This window comes from Mycolicibacter sp. MU0102, from assembly GCF_963378105.1.
GTDB classification, from domain to species: domain Bacteria; phylum Actinomycetota; class Actinomycetes; order Mycobacteriales; family Mycobacteriaceae; genus Mycobacterium; species Mycobacterium holstebronense.
Window position 1 is genome coordinate 1,132,369 of record NZ_OY726398.1, and the last position, 16,110, is coordinate 1,148,478.

A 16,110-nucleotide genomic window follows, 5' to 3' on the forward strand; every position below is an offset into this window, starting at 1 on the left:
TGTCGGTGTGGTTGCGATGGCCGTTGCGGTGCTCGGCGCCTGCACCAGCCATGTCCACGAGGCGTCGGCCGAGCCGGTCGACTGCGCCGTGGACAAGTGTGTGGCGCTGACCTTCGACGACGGTCCCTCGCCCTACACCGACCGGCTGTTGGGGATCTTGAACGACGCCGGTGCGCGCTCCACGTTCTTCCTGATCGGCAACAAGGTGGCTGCCGACCCGGCGGGCGCCAAGCGGATCGCCGACGCCGGGATGGAGATCGGCAGTCATACCTGGGAACACCCGAACATGACCACGATCCCGGCAGCGGACGTGCCCGCGCAGTTCGCCAAGGCCACCGACGCGATCCGTTCCGCCACCGGCATCACGCCCACGTTGTGGCGCCCACCCGGCGGGCTGACCGACGCGGCGGTCAACGCGCGGGCCGCCGAGGCCGGACAGGCGGCGATCCTGTGGGATGTCATCCCGTTCGACTGGATCAACGACGCCGACACCAATGCCACCCGCTACATGCTGATGACCCAGATCAAGCCCGGGTCGGTGGTGTTGTTCCACGACACCTACTCGTCCACCGTGGATCTGGTCTACCAGTTCCTGCCGGTGCTCAAAGCCAATGGCTACCACGTGGTTACGGTCAGCCAGCTGCTCGGCCCGCGCGCGCCGGGCAGCGTGTACGGGGGCCGGGACAACGGCCCGCCGGTCAATGAGCTGCAGGACATCCCACCCGCGGACATCCCGGGATTGCCCGCGACGCCGTCGCCGCCGCCGATGCCGAATTTCCCGATCACCGATATTGCCGGGGCGAACTCCGGGGGACCCAACAACGGCGCGTGAGCGCGGCCCGGGATTCGGGTCTCGCCGGTGGGGTCCCGAAAACCGAGATTGGGTGAAGAACCTTTGTGCGTGCGGCACATCGGCTGTACTGGCGGATGAGGTAGCTCAGAACGACAGGACGGAGCCGAAGTGAAGGAATCGCGGTTGCAAGGCGGGGTGCGCCAGGTCCTTGTCCTATTCGGCGCGGTGTGCGGTGTCGCGGTGCTTAGCGCTGGCGGGGCAAGTGCCGACGGCCCCGTTCACTTGAGAAGCCGGCTAGGTGATGTGTGTCTGGACGCCCCGGGTGTGGGCATTTACAGCCCGGTGGTGATCAACCCTTGCAATGGGACGGACTCCCAGCGCTGGAATCTCAACGGTGACGGGCGAATCGAGAGCACGGCTTTCCCCGGGCAGTGCCTGAGTGTGGAAGATTCGGCGACGGCGCATGTCCTGGCCTGTTGGAACAGTCGGCGTTGGGCCATCGATCCCAACGGCCAGATCACGGTCATTCTTGGTGGTTGCCTCTCCGTCCTCGGCGGCCCGGATCCGGGGACTTGGGTGTCCACCCGCATCTGCAATGGCGCGCCCGAGCAGGGCTGGGATAGCGCTGCGTGACGTGGGGCGATGACCCGCTGCCCTTCTGGAGGCGCGGGCTATTGACACCTTGACACAAAAAACTATTCTTTGTGTCAAGTGAGTCGAGGAGGCCTCAGATGACGGCAGTGATCAGTCGCGTCACCAGCATCGACCCTGCCGCACGGGTTCGGCCCGAGGTGATGGCCCAGTTCCGCAGGCACTCCGGCAGTGTGTTGTCGGGCCTTTTCGGCGCCGCGGCGTTCGACGAGGTGGCGTTGGTACCGGTGGCCGCCGCGGTGGACAAGACCGGGCGCTTCGAACGCAACTTCACCGACCGTGCCATCCGTAGCGGATTCTCTGCGCTGCTTGCCATCTGGGGTGATGCCGAAGACCGCGCCGCCGAAGGTGAGCGCCTCAAGCGGATGCACCGCGACGTTCACGGCCAGGGCAAGGGGGACTTCGCCGATGTCCGCTACAGCGCGCTGAACCCGCGGCTGTGGAACTGGATTGCCGTCAGCGGCATGTTCGTGACCCTCAATTCGTTCACCCCGGTCACCGGCATCAAATGGAATGACGCCGAGCGGGAGGCGGCCTACCAGCAACTGGTCGAGGCGTTCAGCGCTCTGGAGCTGCCCGGCAAGTCCGGCAAGTTCCCCGCGACCTACGTCGAGGCTGCCGAGTACTACGACCAGATGGTGCAGACCGACCTGGCGGCCAACCCATTCTTGGATCGGGTCACCGCCGGCCTGGGCAAGTTGCCGCTGCCGTCGGCGCTGCCGGCCCCGGTGCGGGCCGCGGCCGCTCCACTGTGGTCGGTCGTCAGCGCGGGGGCCGGACGCGTGGTGAAGATCTGTTCGTTCGGGATCATGCATCCCGGGGTTCGGGAGCTGACCGGCTTCCGGTGGCAGCCGCACCACGACGTCGAATTCAACTTCTACACCCAGTTGTTGCAGATGGCGTGGCGGGTGTTGCCCGATCGCGTCGTGCTGGTGCCGCTGGCCTACAACCGTCTGCAGTACGAGAAGCTGGTGAAGATGCACCGCTCGGTCGCGCTGGATTCCTTTGCGCCGCCCGGCGTCTGTCCGATGGGATGACACACTGGTGCCGATGACATCGCGACGCAGTACCGCGAGCCCAGCCGAGCAAGAGGCGGCCATCCTCAAAGCGGCCGCCGAAGAAGTCGGGCTGGTCGGGGTGGGCCGCGCCAGCCTTGATGTCATCGCCCGCCAGGCGGGGGTCAGCCGCAGTACGTTGTACCGGCGCTTCCCGACTCGCGACGCACTGATCACCGAGCTCGGTCGGCGGGCCTTCGACAATGCGATGGTTCAGTTGCGCACGGTCGCGGTGGATTCCGGGCCGAAAAGCGCAGCGGTTGCGGCGTTTCGTGCCGGGTTGCGGCTGCTGACCACCGATCCGGTTGTGCGGAAGCTGCTCCGGCTTGATGCCGGTGTGCCGATGATGGCCGGGATGTACCAGGAGGCCGAAGCATTTCTGGAAAGCGCGTCGAGCGCGATGGCCAAGGCACTGCGCGCCGCCGGAGCCACCATGCCCGACGACGACTTGGTGGCTGCCGCCGAAGTGCATGTGCGCCTGGCCGCTTCGATCGCCCAGGTGCCGACGTCGGTGCTCGACCCGGCTGACGACGAGGCGGTCAGTGCTTACGCGAATAAGTATCTGGCGCCGCTGGTCTGGTAGCCGTGCCCGGCACGCTGACGTGCTGGCTGAGCATCTTGGTGTCCTGGTCCAGCGAGGGTTGGAGGGGAGTGGCATGGGGAACCGCCCCCGCCCCCGCAGCCACGCACTTGCCGTTTGAGCCGTCATTGTTGCCCACGTAGTCCCAGCCGGATGGGCAGTCGCAGTACGGGCCGACGATGCCGCTCCCGGCATGGCAGGTGAATCCAGGCGCCACCTGGTTGTGAATCAAGGGAGGGCAGTCGCCGGAGCTTGGCGCGGTTGAACCGTCGGGGCATTTGACCGGGGGAGTAGGGCACGTCTGAGGGCTGTAGACGGTGGAACCGTCGGAGCATGAGGTTGGGGTGGGGCACGTTTGGGGTGGGTACACCGTGGACCCGTTGCCGCAGGTGACTGGGGTCGGGCACGTCTCGGTCCCCGTAACAGTTGTGCCACCAGGGCATTCCGTGGTGACCGGCGTCGGGCAGGTTTGATCGGCGGGAACTGTGCTGCCATCAGGGCAGGATGTCTGCGGTTGCGATGTTGTTCCGGCGTCGTGCTGGCCTGATCCGCCGGAATCGTGGTGTTGGCCGGATTTTTGCTGGGTCGTCTTGGTGACTGTCGGAACCGGGCTCACCGTGCTGGGCTCGCTGGCACAGCCGCAGATGACGAACATGATCGCAGTGGTCAGCGCGACGAGGGCGCCTAGGGTGCGTCCGTGTCCCATGCCAACTCCTCAAGCCGGGTCAGCAAACGATTCTCGGGGATCAGTTTCGCACGCGCGCGGTGCTCTAACAGGGCTTTTGCGTCGACAACGACTCGTTGCTGGGCCTGGGGGCGGAACCGAGACGCAGAACAACGGCGGCCGAGGCCAGCGAGAATGCCCCGACCACCCACAGTGCGGCCTTGCCGTCGCCGGTCAGATCAGTGAGCCAACCCGTGACGTAGGGGCCCCCGAAGCCGCTGATGTTGCCCAGCGAGTTGATCAACGCGATGCCGCCGGCCGCCGCGGTCCCGGTCAGGAACGTCGAGGGCAATGCCCAAAAAACCGGCATGGCGCACATGATCGAGCACGTCGTCAGGGTGATCGCGACCATCGCCAGGTACGGGTTGGCCATATACAGCGCCGCCGGAATGCTGATCCCGCCGACGATCGCCGGGATCGCCACGTGCCAGACGCGTTCTCCGGTCCGGTCGGCGTGGCGAGCCCAGGGCGCCATTACGACCGCGGCGATGGCGTAGGGAATGGCGGTCACCAGACCGCGCCCGATGATGCTCAGGTGGCTGCCGTACTGCTGCTGAAATCCCGCGATGATGGTCGGCAGGAAGAATCCAACGGCGTACAGCCCGTAGACGATCCCGAAGTAGATGAACGCCAGCGCCAGGATCCTGGGGTGGCTGAGCGCCTTGCGCAGCGGCCAGTGCTGACCGGCCTCGGCCGCCGCACGCTCGTCGGCCAACGTGGTTTCCAGCCATTGCCGCTCGTCGGCGTCGAGCCAGTCGGCTTGAGCTGGGCGATCGGTCAGGTAGAGCCAGCAGACGAACGCCAGCACAATGGCCGGCAGCCCCTCGACCAGGAACATGAACCGCCAGCCGGCCAGGCCGAACACGCCGTGGCCCCAATCGATGACGAGTGCGGACAGGGTGGAGCCGATGGCCGTGGACACCGGCACCGACACCATGAACAGCGAGACCGCCCGGGATCGGTGCTTCTCCGGGAACCAGAACGTCAGGTACAGGATGATGCCCGGGAAGAAGCCGGCTTCGGCTACGCCCAGTAGGAACCGCAGTGCGACGAGCGTCGCTGCGTTGGGCACGAAAGCGATTGCGGTGCTGACGATTCCCCAGGTCAACATGATGCGGGCCAGCCAGCGTCGACCGCCAAACTTATGCAGGGCGATGTTGCTGGGTATCTCCAGCAACAGGTAGCCGAAGAAGAAGATCCCCGACGCGAACCCGAACGTGGTGGCGGTCAGGCCGAGTTCGGCGTTCATCCCGTTGGGCCCGGCGAAGCCGATGTTGACCCGGTCCAGGTAGTTGACGAAGAACAGCAGCGCCAGGAACGGGATGAGCCGACGAGAGACTTTCGCCAGCGTCACCCGGCCCAGCGCCGCCGCGGCGGGGTCAGCGTTCATCCGCGGCCTGGCGGATTAGTCCTTCACCTTGGCCATGGCCAGCACGTCGAGGCGCTTGTCCAGCTCGGCCTCCGACAGGTTGTCGCCGATCAGGCCGCGGTCGATCACGGTCTGGCGAATCGTCTTGCGCTCCTTGAGGGCCTGCTTGGCCACCGCGGCGGCCTCCTCGTAGCCGATCGCGGAGTTCAGCGGCGTCACGATCGACGGGCTGGACTCGGCCAGCTCACGCAGGTGCTCCTCGTTGGCGACCAGCCCGACGATGCAGCGCTCGGCGAACAGACGCGAGACGTTGGACAGCAGCGTGAACGACTCCAGCATGTTGCGCGCCATCATCGGGATGTAGACGTTGAGCTCGAAGGCACCGTTGCCGCCGCCCCAGGCGATGGCCGCGTCGTTGCCGATCACCTGCGCCGCCACCTGGGTGACCGCCTCGGGCAGAACGGGGTTCACCTTGCCCGGCATGATCGAGCTGCCCGGCTGCAGGTCCGGCAGCTGGATCTCGGCCAGGCCGGTCAGCGGGCCCGACCCCATCCAGCGGATGTCGTTGGCGATCTTGGTCAGCGACACCGCGATGGTGCGCAGCGCGCCCGATGCCTCGACCAGGCCGTCGCGCGCCGCCTGGGCCTCGAACGAGTTGGCGGCGGTACGCAGTTCGGTGATCCCGGTCTCGGCGACCAGCACCTCGACCACCTTGGCGCCGAAGCCGTCCGGGGCGTTCAGGCCGGTGCCGACGGCGGTGCCGCCGATCGCCAGCTCACCCAGGCGGGGCAGGGTGGCCTGCACACGCTCGATGCCGGCAGCGATCTGGCGGGCGTAGCCGGAGAACTCCTGACCCAGGGTGACCGGGACGGCGTCCATCAGGTGGGTGCGGCCCGACTTCACCACGGTGCGCCACTGCGCGGCCTTGGCGGCCAGCGCGTCGTGCAGCACCTGCAGCGACGGAATCAGGTGGCGCACGGCGGCTTCGGTGGCCGCGATGTGGGTGGCGGTCGGGAAGGTGTCGTTGGACGACTGCGACATGTTCACGTCGTCGTTGGGGTGCACCGTCACGCCGGCCGCGGCGGCGATCGAGGCGATCACCTCATTGGTGTTCATGTTCGAGCTGGTGCCCGAGCCGGTCTGGAACACGTCGATGGGGAACTGGTCGTCGTGCTTACCGTCGGCGATCTCGGCGGCGGCGGCCTTGATGGCGGCGGCCTTCTCCGGGGCCAGCAGGCCCAGGTCGGCGTTCACCTGCGCACACGCGCTCTTGAGCAGGCCGAGCGCCCGGATCTGGGTGCGCTCCAGGCCGCGCCCGGAGATCGGGAAGTTCTCGACCGCGCGCTGGGTCTGCGCGCGCCACAACGCGGCGACCGGCACCCGGACCTCGCCCATGGTGTCGTGTTCGATGCGGTATTCGATCTCGCTCATAGCTTTTTAGGTCCTCGCTTGACGGTCAGGGCAGGGGGTAGGCGGCGTGAGAGTCGCCGGTGAAGTCGACGGCCGAGTACTCGTTGAGCTTCGACAGCCGGTGGTAGGCCTCGATCATCCGGACGGTGCCGGACTTGGAGCGCATCACGATCGACTGGGTGGTGCAGCCGCCGGGGTAGTAGCGCACCCCCTTGAGCAGGTCGCCGTCGGTGACGCCGGTGGCGCAGAAGAACACGTTCTCACCGGAGACCAGATCCTCGGTGGTCAGCACCGCGTCCAGGTCGTAGCCGGCGTCGATGGCCTTCTGCCGCTCGGCGTCATCGGTGGGCGCCAGCTGGGCCTGGATCGCTCCGCCCATACAGCGGATCGCGGCGGCGGCGATGATGCCCTCGGGGGTGCCGCCGATCCCGGCGAGCATGTCGGTGCCCGAGTCGGGCCGGCACGCCGAGATGGCGCCGGCCACGTCGCCGTCGGTGATCAGCCGGATGCGGGCGCCGGTGGCCCGTGCGTCGGCGATGAGCTGCGCGTGCCGGGGCCGGTCGAGGATGCACACCGTCATGTCCCGGGCGGACAGGCCCTTGACCTTGGCGACCGCGGCGATGTTGTCCGCGATCGGCTTGGTGATGTCCAGCACGTCAGCAGCCTCGGGGCCGACGGCGATCTTGTTCATGTAGAACACCGCCGACGGGTCGAACATCGCGCCGCGCTCGGCCACCGCCAGCACCGAGATGGCGTTGGGCATGCCCTTGCTCATCAGTGTGGTGCCGTCGACCGGGTCGACGGCGAAGTCGCAGTCGGGGCCGTCGCCGTTGCCCACCTCTTCGCCGTTGTAGAGCATCGGCGCGTGGTCTTTCTCGCCCTCGCCGATCACCACGACGCCACGCATGGACACCGAGTTCACCAGTTCACGCATCGCGTCGACGGCCGCGCCGTCGCCGCCTTCCTTGTCGCCGCGGCCCACCCAGCGGCCGGATGCCATGGCACCGGCCTCGGTTACCCGCACCAGCTCCAAGGCCAGGTTGCGGTCTGGGGCTTCGCGTCGCGTGGGTCCCGTCATGCCAGTCACGGCTGTTGATTCTCCCAGAACCAGATCAGCACTAGCGAGCTGGGATACTGGCGTCCGTGACCACAGAGCCCCAACCGGCGCCCAAGCCTGCCAAACCACGCATATTGCAGGACTGGCGCGACATGTTCTGGTCGCTGGTGCCGCTGGTTCTGGCCTGCGTCGCGCTGGCTGGTCTGGCCGGGACGTGCGCTTTTCGGCCGGGCGGCATCACCGCCGGGCCGGTGCCGTCCTACGACGCCGTCGCCGCGCTCAAGGCCGATGCGCAGACCCTGGGGTTCCCGGTCCGACTGCCGCAGCTGCCGGAGGGCTGGCAGCCCAACTCCGGCACCCGCGGCAGCATCACCGACGGGCGCAGCGACGCTAAGGGCCAGCGGTTGCGGGCGGTCACCTCGCGGGTGGGCTACATCAGCCCGACCGGGATGTATGTCAGCCTGACGCAGAGCAACGCCGACGAGGTCCCGCTGGTCGCGTCCATCAGCCCCGGACTACACCCGACCGGGACCGAGGACGTCGACGGCACCCGCTGGGTGGTGTACCAGGGCGACGGCGATCAGGTGTGGACCACTCGGTTGGCCGGAAAGGCGGGGGCGGCCCAGCTGGCGATCTCCGGCGCGGGCGGCCCTGAGCTGTTCCGGACCATGGCGGCGGGCGTGCAGTCGCAGACGCCACTGCCCGCGAGCCGGTAGGGGACTACTACGTCACCAGCTTGAAGACGCGGCCCCGCCCCTCGTAGCCATTGCTGATGCGAACCTGGCCAAGGTCGGCAACGTAAACACTGCCGGTCGCATCGACCGAGATATTCGATGGGTTCTGGAGGCCGGTGAACGGTAACTCGATCTGTCTCGCGGAGCCGGCGGGCAGTTTGACTACCTTGTTGGCGCTCGTGTCGGTGACATAGATGCTGCCCTCCTTATCGACGGCGACGCCTTCGGGTCGCTGGAGACCGGTAAACGGCACCACGGTCTCGGTGTACGAGCTGGCCGCTAGCTTCACAACTTGGCCGGCGAAGCGACACATGTACAGGTTGCCTGCTGCGTCTGTTGCCAACGACGGCAGAACAAACCTTCCGCTGATCGGCAGCCTGACAGGAGAATCCGACCCGGGCGCGAGTCTCCAGATGTTGTTGTCTCCGTAATTAACCTGGTCGTTGACGTAGACGGTGCCGTCCGTGTCCACGGCCACACCGACCGGGCCCGCGAGCTCGGGGAAGGGCAGATCGATCGTCGAACTCGACCCGTCGGGGAGTTTCCGCACCCGCTTGCTCGTGAAGTCGGCGACATAGACGGCCCCAGTGCTGTCCACCGCGATGTCGGACGCGTTCTTGAGGTCTGAGATCGGCAGTTCGATCGGCGTGGTGGACCCGGCCGCCAGCTTCATCACGGTGATGGTGTTCCACGGACTTCCGGCGGCGTAGACGTTGCCGTCCCCGTCCGCCGTCACGCCGAGCAGTGTGAGGAAGTCGAACTGCAACTGGGTTTGTCCCGGGGGGCTCTTCTGCTGCGAGCCGGACTGCTGGGTTCCGTTGCGCTCCTGGGCTTTCGGGTGTGCTGTCGGGTGGGGTAGGGCCTTGATCCCCAGGACCGCGAGGATGAGGCCGACGAGCGTCAGTGCGGTGGTGAGCACGGCGCGGCGGCTGGGGCGTCGGCGTGCTGGTTTGGGCGAGGCCGGTGCTGTGGATGCGGCCTGGGTCTGGGCCTGATAAGGGTTCAGGTGTGGAGGGGCCAGCGCCTGCTGCGCCGCCGTGGCCAGTGCACCGGCAGTGGGGTAGCGATTGTTGGGGTCCTTGGCCATCCCGATGGCGACGACGTCATCGAATGCGGGCGGCACGCCGGGTCGGCGGGCGCTGGGTTGGGGGACAGGCGCATTGAGGTGGGCGCCCATCAGTGCGGGTAGGTCCGCGGCCTGGTAGGGCTGCGTACCAGTCAGACATTCGTAGAGGACGCACGCCAACGCATAGATGTCAGCGCGGTGGTCCGGAGTGGCGAGATGGGTGAAGCGTTCGGGGGCGAGGTAGGCCATGGTGCCGATGGTGGTACCGGTGTTGGTGAGTTTGGTGTCGGTGGCGGCGTTGGCCAAGCCGAAGTCCGCGAGGTAAGCGAAGTCGTCGCCGGTGAGCAGGATGTTCGCGGGTTTGATGTCGCGGTGCACCAGGCCGGCGGCGTGGGCTGCGTCGAGTGCTGAGGCGATCTGGCGGACGATCCACACAGCCCGATCGGGGTTCAGATGGCCGGTGTGGGCGAGCAGTTTTTGCAGGTCGGTGCCCTCGACGAGGCGCATGTCGATGTAGAGCTGGCCGTCGATTTCGCCGTAGGAGTGGATTGGTATGACGTGGGGTTCGTTGAGGCGCCCGGCGGTGCTGGCTTCACGGAACAGACGTTGCCGAAAAACCGGGTCGGCGGAGTACTCGGCAGTCATTAGTTTGAGAGCGACCATGCGGTCTTTCTCGACGTCGTGGGCCGCATAGACCTCGCCGAACCCGCCACGACCCAACAAATGGGTGAGCTGGTACGGCCCGAAGCGTGTACCCACGCGCGACCCGACCGACCCCACGCACGGATCATAAAGCCGTCGTGGTGACCAGGAATGCGCATCGGCGTGCGGAAACTTGCGGCAGTGTGCGTCTGCGCGGCAAAACGCAAGTGCGCTAACTGTCTGCGAGCAGCTCCTCGCCCGTCTCCTCGCTGGAGAACGCCGCCAGGTAAACGTCGATGGTGGTGACGATGATGATCATCAGCACCGGACCGATCACGATGCCCCAGAAGCCGAACATGGCGATCCCGGCGAAAACGGCCAGCAGCATCAGTGCGGAATTGAGCCGGGCGTCGCGCGGCACCAGCACCGGGCGCAGGAAGTTGTCGATGTTGGTCACCACGATCAGGTGGAAGAAGAACACGAACAGCCCACCGACGACATTGCCGAACAGCGCCATGCCGATGCCGAACGGCATGGTCACGATGCCCCCGCCGAGGGGAATCACCGACAGTGCGGTCAGCAGGATCGCGAAGATAAAGAACGCCTGGTGGAATCCGCCGATGTAGATGGAGGCGGCTCCGGCGACGCCTTGGCAGAACGCGATGACGAACTGGCCGCCGACGGTGCCGCGCACCATCGAGCCCATCTTGGCCAGGTAGAGATCGGTCACCTCGCCGCCGAGCGGGTTGAGCCGCCGGATCAGCGTGTGCAGTTCCTCGCGGTGGGTCAGCAGTGCCAGGAACACGTACAAGAAGATGATCGCCGAGGTGACCGCGCCGACCACGCCGCCGACGGCGCCCTGCAACACGTGCAACAGCAGCTCGCCGCCCTTCTGCGCCACGTTGACCATCGCCCCGCGCAGCGATTCCATGGTCAGCTCGACGTGCACGAACGGCACCTTGGCCAGCGTGCCGTTGATGAACTTCAGCACCTTGTCGCCCAGGGCGTTGGGGTCGGTGGCCTGCACCCATTCGGCAACCTCGCCCACGGTGCGAGAGATCTGCACGACGGCCAGAAAGACCGACAAACCGACCGGGACAATAACGGCGACCAAGGCGGCCAACAGGGTCCCGGTAGCCGCCAGACCGGTGGACACCTTGCTGTTGAGCCGCCGGAACAACGGGTTGAACAGGTAGGCGCCGACCGCGGCCACCACGATCAGCACGAAGTAGGTGCGCAGGAAATAGGCGCCGAACGCCAATGCGATCACGGTGAAGACCGCCAGCGCGCGTCGTTGGGTGGGAGTGAATTCGTGGTTCATGGGCGCGGGTCACTCCATCTGTCGGCGATGGCCTGCCACGGGTCGGCGAACCGGCGGCCGCTGCGGTAGTAGGGGGCGCGGGTGCGCAGTACGGCGCGGGCCAGGGGAGCGACGGCCCGCAGCAGGTAGCGCTGCGCGCCGGCGCGGGCCGCCGTCTCGGCCAACATGTCCGGCCAGGAGTGGTGCTGAAAACCCAGTGCCTCCTGGGCGCGCCTGGAGTCCATCCAGTCGGTGTTGAACCAGTCGTCGTCGCGATCGGGGTTACCCGGAAGGCCGGCGGGCAGGCCGTTGACCAGTCCCAACGCAGCGGCCATCGCCGGTGCGACGTCGCCCTGGACCTGGCGGTGCGAGTCATCGCCGCCGATCAGCAGGGTTTCTCCGATGACGGGGGCGGTGGTGGCGGCGACGAACGCGGATGCGACATCGCGGACATCGACGGTCTGCAGTCTGCCGTCAGTGGGGAGCAGCTGCTCGAAATACAGGTTGTCGAGCTTCATGTAGGAGCCCGGGTCCACGGTGAGCACCCCGCCGAGCCGCAGGATCACCCAGTCCAGCGGGGAGGCGCGCACCAGCTTTTCGGCCTGCACTTTGTGGTCGCCGTAGACGTCCGCGGGATTGGTAGGGGTGTCGGCGGTCAGCACGCCGGGGACGGTGTGCGGGTTGCGTGAGCCGTAGACGGCGATGCTGGAGGCCTGCACGAATCGGGGCGGTTTAGCGAGGCTCGACGCAGGAGAGCCGAAGCTGGAACCGCCGGATGAACCCCGTGGTTCGGTTTGGGCGGCGGCGGCCGCCAGAAGGTGCCCGGTGGCCTCGACGTTGACCCGATGCGCCAGGTCGCGGCGCGTGTAGATGAACGGTGGGATCACCGCGGCCAGGTGGATGATCGCGGCCGGCCGGACAGTGCCGACCAGGGCGTCGACCGCCGCCGGATCGGTCAGATCGGCGTAGCGCACCTGCACCGATGCCGGCAGTGCGGCGACCGCCTTGCGGTTGGCCGGGATGTCGAGGTCCGTCGCGACGACAGCGCGGCCATCGGCGGCCAACTGCCGCACCACCGCCGAACCGACCAGCCCGAACGCGCCGGTAACCAGGACCGTGTCCATAAGACCCCTCGATTGGAAAGTGTTCTCGCGATTTTGCCGGGAAACCCGGGGCAGCGACCGATCTTCTGGGGAAACACCTCGCGGAGTGTCGCGTCGGGAAGGGCGCTGGCGGTCCGGGAACCGGTATTGCCCCGGAGCGCCGATCGCCCGATAAGTAGCTGGTCAGGGTGGATAAGTCTATTCTTTTCCGGTCGGATGAAATTCCGGATTGGCGGCGTAGCTATGAGCGCGACAATCAGGGCGGGATCATGCGTTTGTCGTGGCCTTTGACCGCCCGTCCGGCCGAGATGCGGACTTTCGAGAGCGCCCTCATGGCCTCGGATGTCGCCGGAATCGTTGTCCATGGTGCCTCGGGTGTGGGGAAAAGCCGGATTGCACGTGAGGCACTGTCGGCCGCCGAGTCGCGGGGCGGTGAAACGCGTTGGGCGGTAGGCACATCTGCGGCGCGCGCAATTCCGCTCGGCGCCTTCGCGGCGTGGACACCGCCGGGAGTTACTGACACGGTTCAGTTGTTGCGGGGGGTGATCGAGTCACTGGTGGCCGCCCCCGCTGGCGCCACAGTTGTGGTGGGCATCGATGACGCGCATCTGCTCGACGACATGTCGGCCTTCGTCGTGCACCAGATCGTGCAGCGGAACCTGGCGAAGGTGATTCTCACCGTACGTGACGGCGAGTCCATTCCCGCTGCGGTGCATGAGATTTGGACGTCTGGTCGGTTCGAACGGCTCGACCTGCAGCCGTTGTCGATCGAGGAGACCGCCACGCTGCTGTCGGCGGCTATGGCGGGACCGGTGGATTCTGATGCGGTTCAGCGGCTCTGGAAGCTGACGCACGGCAACGTGTTGTATCTGCGTCACATCGTCGAGCAGGAGGTCGCCGACGGCCGGATCGCGCAACAGCGCGGCTACTGGCGGTGGATTGGGGCTCCGATCATGCCGCTCAGCCTGGTCGAGCTCATCGAATCTCGCTTCGGAACCCTGCCCGGGCCGATCAGCGATGTGATCGACACGCTGGCAGTCGGGGAGCCAATCGATCTGGCCGCCCTGACCCGGATCACCGATCCTGTCGCAGTCGAGCAGGCCGATACTCGCGGCCTGATCACGCTGGAGTCCATGGTCGGCGGTGTTCAAGTACGGGTTGCACATCCGCTCTACGGTGAAGTGCGCCGTGCCCGCGCGCCGGCCACCCGGCTACGGCGGTTGCGTGGAGTGGTGGCCGCTGAACTCGCCAAAGCCGATGATCGAGACGACGTCCAGGTGGTGGTGCGCCGCGCCACCCTGAGCCTCGACTCCGACCTCACCCCCGACGCCGATTTGCTGGTCGAGGCCGCTCGTGGCGCCGTCTGGCTGGCGGACTTGGCACTCGCCGAACGACTTGCCGGAGCGGCGATCCGCGGCGGTGGCGGGCCGGAGTCGAGTTTCGTTCGTGCACACGCATTGTCGTGGCTGGGCCGTGGTCGGGAGGCCGACAGTGTGCTCGCCGAGATCTCCGCCAGCGACTTGGCCGACGGCGAGCGGGCCCGGTTGGCGTTTCTGCGGGCCAGCAACATGCTCTGGGCGCTCGGTGAGCCCGCGCGGGCGAAGGAAATTATCGATGAGGCTTCGCGCACCGTGCCGCGGCAGGCTCGCAGTTACATCGATGCCTTCCTCACGGTGTACTGGTTTGCCGTGGACCGCCCGGATGCGGCGAGGCAGGCCGTCGAAGCGCTTGAGATGGAGGAGTTGCCCGCCGTTGTCGGCGCCGAGATCGCCTGGGTGCGTGCCGCCATCGCCGCGGACGCGGGGCGGACGGCCGAGGCCGTGGCCACCGCGGAGGCCGGGTATGGCGTCGCTGCCCGCTCTCTTGACGCTCCGCAGATGAGTTTCAACATCGCCGATGCACACATCGGCGCCTTGCTGATGGCGGGGCGGGTGGGCGAAGCCGTCGAGGCGGCCGAGCGGGTCAGACAGCAGGCCGCCCAGCTACCTGGGGCGGCGGGGTCACTCGGTGTCGCCGTCGCGGGCCTGGCGGCCCTGGGTGCGGGCCGCCTCGACGCCGCGTGCCGGCTGCTGGATCAGGCGGAAGCAGGATTGTCCGCCAGCCATGCCATCGGTTGGGGATACCGCTATCTCGTGCCTGGCATCACCGCGGCAGCCATGCGAGGTGCAATCGATGAGGCTGCCGCTGCCCTCGCCACGCTCGACAAGTCGCCACGTCCGTTCCGCTTGCTCGATTGCGACCGGAGCCTGGCCCGGGCGTGGGTGGTCGCAGGCCAGGGCGCACTCAGGGAGGCGATTGCCGTCGTGAGGTCGGCGGCCGAGGCAGCCGCGGCCAAAGGGCAATTCGCGGCGGAAGTGATCTGTCTGCAGACCGCCGCTCAGTTCGGGGATCGCACCGGCGCGGCCCGACTACGCGAGCTCGAAGATGTCGTCGAGGGGCCGCGGGTAGGCCTGGCAGCCCGCTTCGCCGCCGCGCTACACGACGGAGATGCCGCGGAAATGACCACGGTGTCGCTGGACTTCGAGCGTATGGGGGATCTGGTTGCCGCGGTCGATGCTGCCGCCCAGGCCGCGATCGAGTACCGCCGCCAAGACCTGCGGGGAACAGCGTTGGTTTGCTCGACCCGCGCCGCCGCCCTTGCCGAACAATGCGGTGGCGCGAGCACCCCGGCGCTGCGCCAGGCCGCACAGCCCTTACCACTGACCGATCGCGAGCAAGAAATCGTGATGTTGATCAGCGCGGGATTGTCCAACCGGGAAATTGCCCAGCGACTGACCGTTTCGGTTCGCACTGTCGAAAGCCACATCTACCGGGCGATGTTGAAGACCGACACCAACTGCCGTGACGAACTCGCAGCCTTGCGCCCCCTCCGCCGGTAGGTACGGAGACTGCAGTAGTGCACCACTGAACTACACCAGCCCCATGCCCGTGATGATTGATATGGACGCATCGATACCAGGCACTAAGCGGGGAGGGCTGACATGATTCCCCCACGATCGTGCGGTCACGATTGGGCCAAAGACGGCACCTTGCTGCGCGTTGACTGCGAACGCGGAATCGGCTGGGTCGCGACGCATTATGACCTCAACCTGCAAGTCATCCAGCTGTTCAGGGGCTCCGTTGAAGATGTGCACCAGACCGCATTGCGGTGGGCGCAGGCATAGGCGGTCAGCCTCGAATTCCTTGGGCGCTTTCCCGGATTCGGTGGCCCAAGTCGTCACCCATGCGGCTGACTAAGTCGTCGCCGAAGTAGATCGCTGCGTTGCGCGCAGCCGTTCGAGAGAATGGTCGTGCGGGTGCAGGGGATGGACTCGTTACTGCTCTGGTGCAACCGGGGGAGATTGCAGTAGTCCACTACTGCGTACTGCGTGTCGGAACAGAGTCACGATCGTCCGATCACAGTGCAGCAGAAAGAAGACCCCCATGTCCACGTTGTCTGCGGTACACGCCCATCCGTTGCACGTGCCGCACCTCAAGCACCTTCATCCGATCGAAGCCATCGGGGCGATGTTCCACAGTGGAACTCGGCCGGAACGGCTCCACTATCCGCCGGACCTCAGCTCCTTTCTCGAGAACGCCGCGTTGGCACGAGAGATGCGCCGACTGTGACGGCGCGAAGGACGGTG

The 16,110-nt window shown here is 66.8% G+C and carries 13 protein-coding genes; 7 read left to right on the plus strand and 6 right to left on the minus strand.

Features of this window, described 5'->3' with window-relative positions:
- Positions 1–16 precede the first annotated feature (16 nt).
- From RCP37_RS05390 to RCP37_RS05405, 4 genes are all read left to right on the plus strand, one after another.
- Entirely contained in the window at positions 17–832 is an 816-nt protein-coding gene (locus RCP37_RS05390; protein WP_308486951.1) for a polysaccharide deacetylase family protein, read from the plus strand.
- Positions 833–961: 129 nt separating this feature from the next.
- Positions 962–1,426 (plus strand): Rv1419 family lectin, encoded by a 465-nt coding sequence (locus RCP37_RS05395; protein ID WP_308485936.1) that lies wholly within the window; start codon positions 962–964, stop codon positions 1,424–1,426.
- Positions 1,427–1,524: 98 nt separating this feature from the next.
- Positions 1,525–2,481 carry an oxygenase MpaB family protein gene (locus RCP37_RS05400; RefSeq protein ID WP_308485937.1) on the plus strand — a complete coding sequence of 319 codons (957 nt, stop codon included), beginning with the start codon at positions 1,525–1,527 and terminating at the stop codon, positions 2,479–2,481.
- 13 nt (positions 2,482–2,494) lie between these two features.
- Positions 2,495–3,082 carry a TetR/AcrR family transcriptional regulator gene (locus RCP37_RS05405; RefSeq protein ID WP_308485938.1) on the plus strand — a complete coding sequence of 196 codons (588 nt, stop codon included), beginning with the start codon at positions 2,495–2,497 and terminating at the stop codon, positions 3,080–3,082.
- Positions 3,083–3,849: 767 nt separating this feature from the next.
- Here RCP37_RS05405 and RCP37_RS05410 read toward each other — a convergent pair.
- Genes RCP37_RS05410 through glpX form a run of 3 tightly spaced genes read right to left on the minus strand, consistent with a single transcriptional unit; the run spans position 3,850 to position 7,660 of the window.
- On the minus strand, positions 3,850–5,193 hold the full coding sequence (locus RCP37_RS05410; RefSeq protein ID WP_308485939.1) for an MFS transporter: 1,344 nt from the start codon (positions 5,191–5,193) through the stop codon (positions 3,850–3,852).
- A gap of 15 nt (positions 5,194–5,208) precedes the next feature.
- Entirely contained in the window at positions 5,209–6,603 is a 1,395-nt protein-coding gene (locus tag RCP37_RS05415; RefSeq protein WP_308485940.1) for a class II fumarate hydratase, read from the minus strand.
- Positions 6,604–6,628: 25 nt separating this feature from the next.
- Complete coding sequence (glpX, locus tag RCP37_RS05420) at positions 6,629–7,660, minus strand: class II fructose-bisphosphatase (RefSeq protein ID WP_192830883.1); 1,032 nt, start codon at positions 7,658–7,660, stop codon at positions 6,629–6,631.
- Between the two features lie 65 nt (positions 7,661–7,725).
- On the opposite strand from glpX, the gene RCP37_RS05425 reads away from it, so the two are divergent.
- Positions 7,726–8,355 carry a DUF4245 domain-containing protein gene (locus tag RCP37_RS05425; protein ID WP_308485941.1) on the plus strand — a complete coding sequence of 210 codons (630 nt, stop codon included), beginning with the start codon at positions 7,726–7,728 and terminating at the stop codon, positions 8,353–8,355.
- 7 nt (positions 8,356–8,362) lie between these two features.
- Here the strand turns inward: RCP37_RS05425 and RCP37_RS05430 are convergent, their stop codons facing one another.
- The 3 genes from RCP37_RS05430 to RCP37_RS05440 all read right to left on the minus strand — a co-directional run bounded on the left by RCP37_RS05430 (position 8,363) and on the right by RCP37_RS05440 (position 12,505).
- Positions 8,363–10,219, minus strand: coding sequence for a serine/threonine-protein kinase (locus RCP37_RS05430; RefSeq protein WP_465270685.1), 1,857 nt, complete (start codon positions 10,217–10,219; stop codon positions 8,363–8,365).
- A gap of 94 nt (positions 10,220–10,313) precedes the next feature.
- Positions 10,314–11,402 carry an AI-2E family transporter gene (locus RCP37_RS05435; RefSeq protein ID WP_308485943.1) on the minus strand — a complete coding sequence of 363 codons (1,089 nt, stop codon included), beginning with the start codon at positions 11,400–11,402 and terminating at the stop codon, positions 10,314–10,316.
- Positions 11,399–12,505, minus strand: a complete 1,107-nt coding sequence (locus tag RCP37_RS05440; RefSeq protein ID WP_308485944.1) for an NAD-dependent epimerase/dehydratase family protein — start codon at positions 12,503–12,505, stop codon at positions 11,399–11,401. The genes RCP37_RS05435 and RCP37_RS05440 overlap by 4 nt, the downstream gene beginning before the upstream one ends.
- A 248-nt stretch (positions 12,506–12,753) precedes the next feature.
- Here RCP37_RS05440 and RCP37_RS05445 point away from each other — a divergent pair, with 248 nt between their 5' ends.
- Together RCP37_RS05445 and RCP37_RS05450 are read left to right on the plus strand one after the other, a co-directional pair.
- Positions 12,754–15,363: a helix-turn-helix transcriptional regulator gene (locus RCP37_RS05445; protein ID WP_308485945.1), complete on the plus strand. Its 2,610-nt coding sequence runs from the start codon at positions 12,754–12,756 to the stop codon at positions 15,361–15,363.
- A gap of 544 nt (positions 15,364–15,907) precedes the next feature.
- The gene (locus RCP37_RS05450) at positions 15,908–16,093 is read left to right on the plus strand and encodes a hypothetical protein (RefSeq protein ID WP_308485946.1); all 186 of its coding nucleotides are present in this window, start codon (positions 15,908–15,910) and stop codon (positions 16,091–16,093) included.
- Positions 16,094–16,110: the final 17 nt, after the last annotated feature.

Bases quoted from the DNA above. Each gene is read 5' to 3' on its own strand.
- RCP37_RS05410 (WP_308485939.1), bottom strand. From the start codon at position 5,193: ATGAACGCTGACCCCGCCGCGGCGGCGCTGGGCCGGGTGACGCTGGCG.
- RCP37_RS05390 (WP_308486951.1), top strand. From the start codon at position 17: ATGGCCGTTGCGGTGCTCGGCGCCTGCACCAGCCATGTCCACGAGGCG.
- RCP37_RS05435 (WP_308485943.1), bottom strand. From the start codon at position 11,402: ATGAACCACGAATTCACTCCCACCCAACGACGCGCGCTGGCGGTCTTC.
- RCP37_RS05405 (WP_308485938.1), top strand. From the start codon at position 2,495: ATGACATCGCGACGCAGTACCGCGAGCCCAGCCGAGCAAGAGGCGGCC.
- RCP37_RS05400 (WP_308485937.1), top strand. From the start codon at position 1,525: ATGACGGCAGTGATCAGTCGCGTCACCAGCATCGACCCTGCCGCACGG.
- RCP37_RS05415 (WP_308485940.1), bottom strand. From the start codon at position 6,603: ATGAGCGAGATCGAATACCGCATCGAACACGACACCATGGGCGAGGTC.
- RCP37_RS05440 (WP_308485944.1), bottom strand. From the start codon at position 12,505: ATGGACACGGTCCTGGTTACCGGCGCGTTCGGGCTGGTCGGTTCGGCG.
- glpX (WP_192830883.1), bottom strand. From the start codon at position 7,660: ATGACGGGACCCACGCGACGCGAAGCCCCAGACCGCAACCTGGCCTTG.
- RCP37_RS05445 (WP_308485945.1), top strand. From the start codon at position 12,754: ATGCGTTTGTCGTGGCCTTTGACCGCCCGTCCGGCCGAGATGCGGACT.
- RCP37_RS05450 (WP_308485946.1), top strand. From the start codon at position 15,908: ATGTCCACGTTGTCTGCGGTACACGCCCATCCGTTGCACGTGCCGCAC.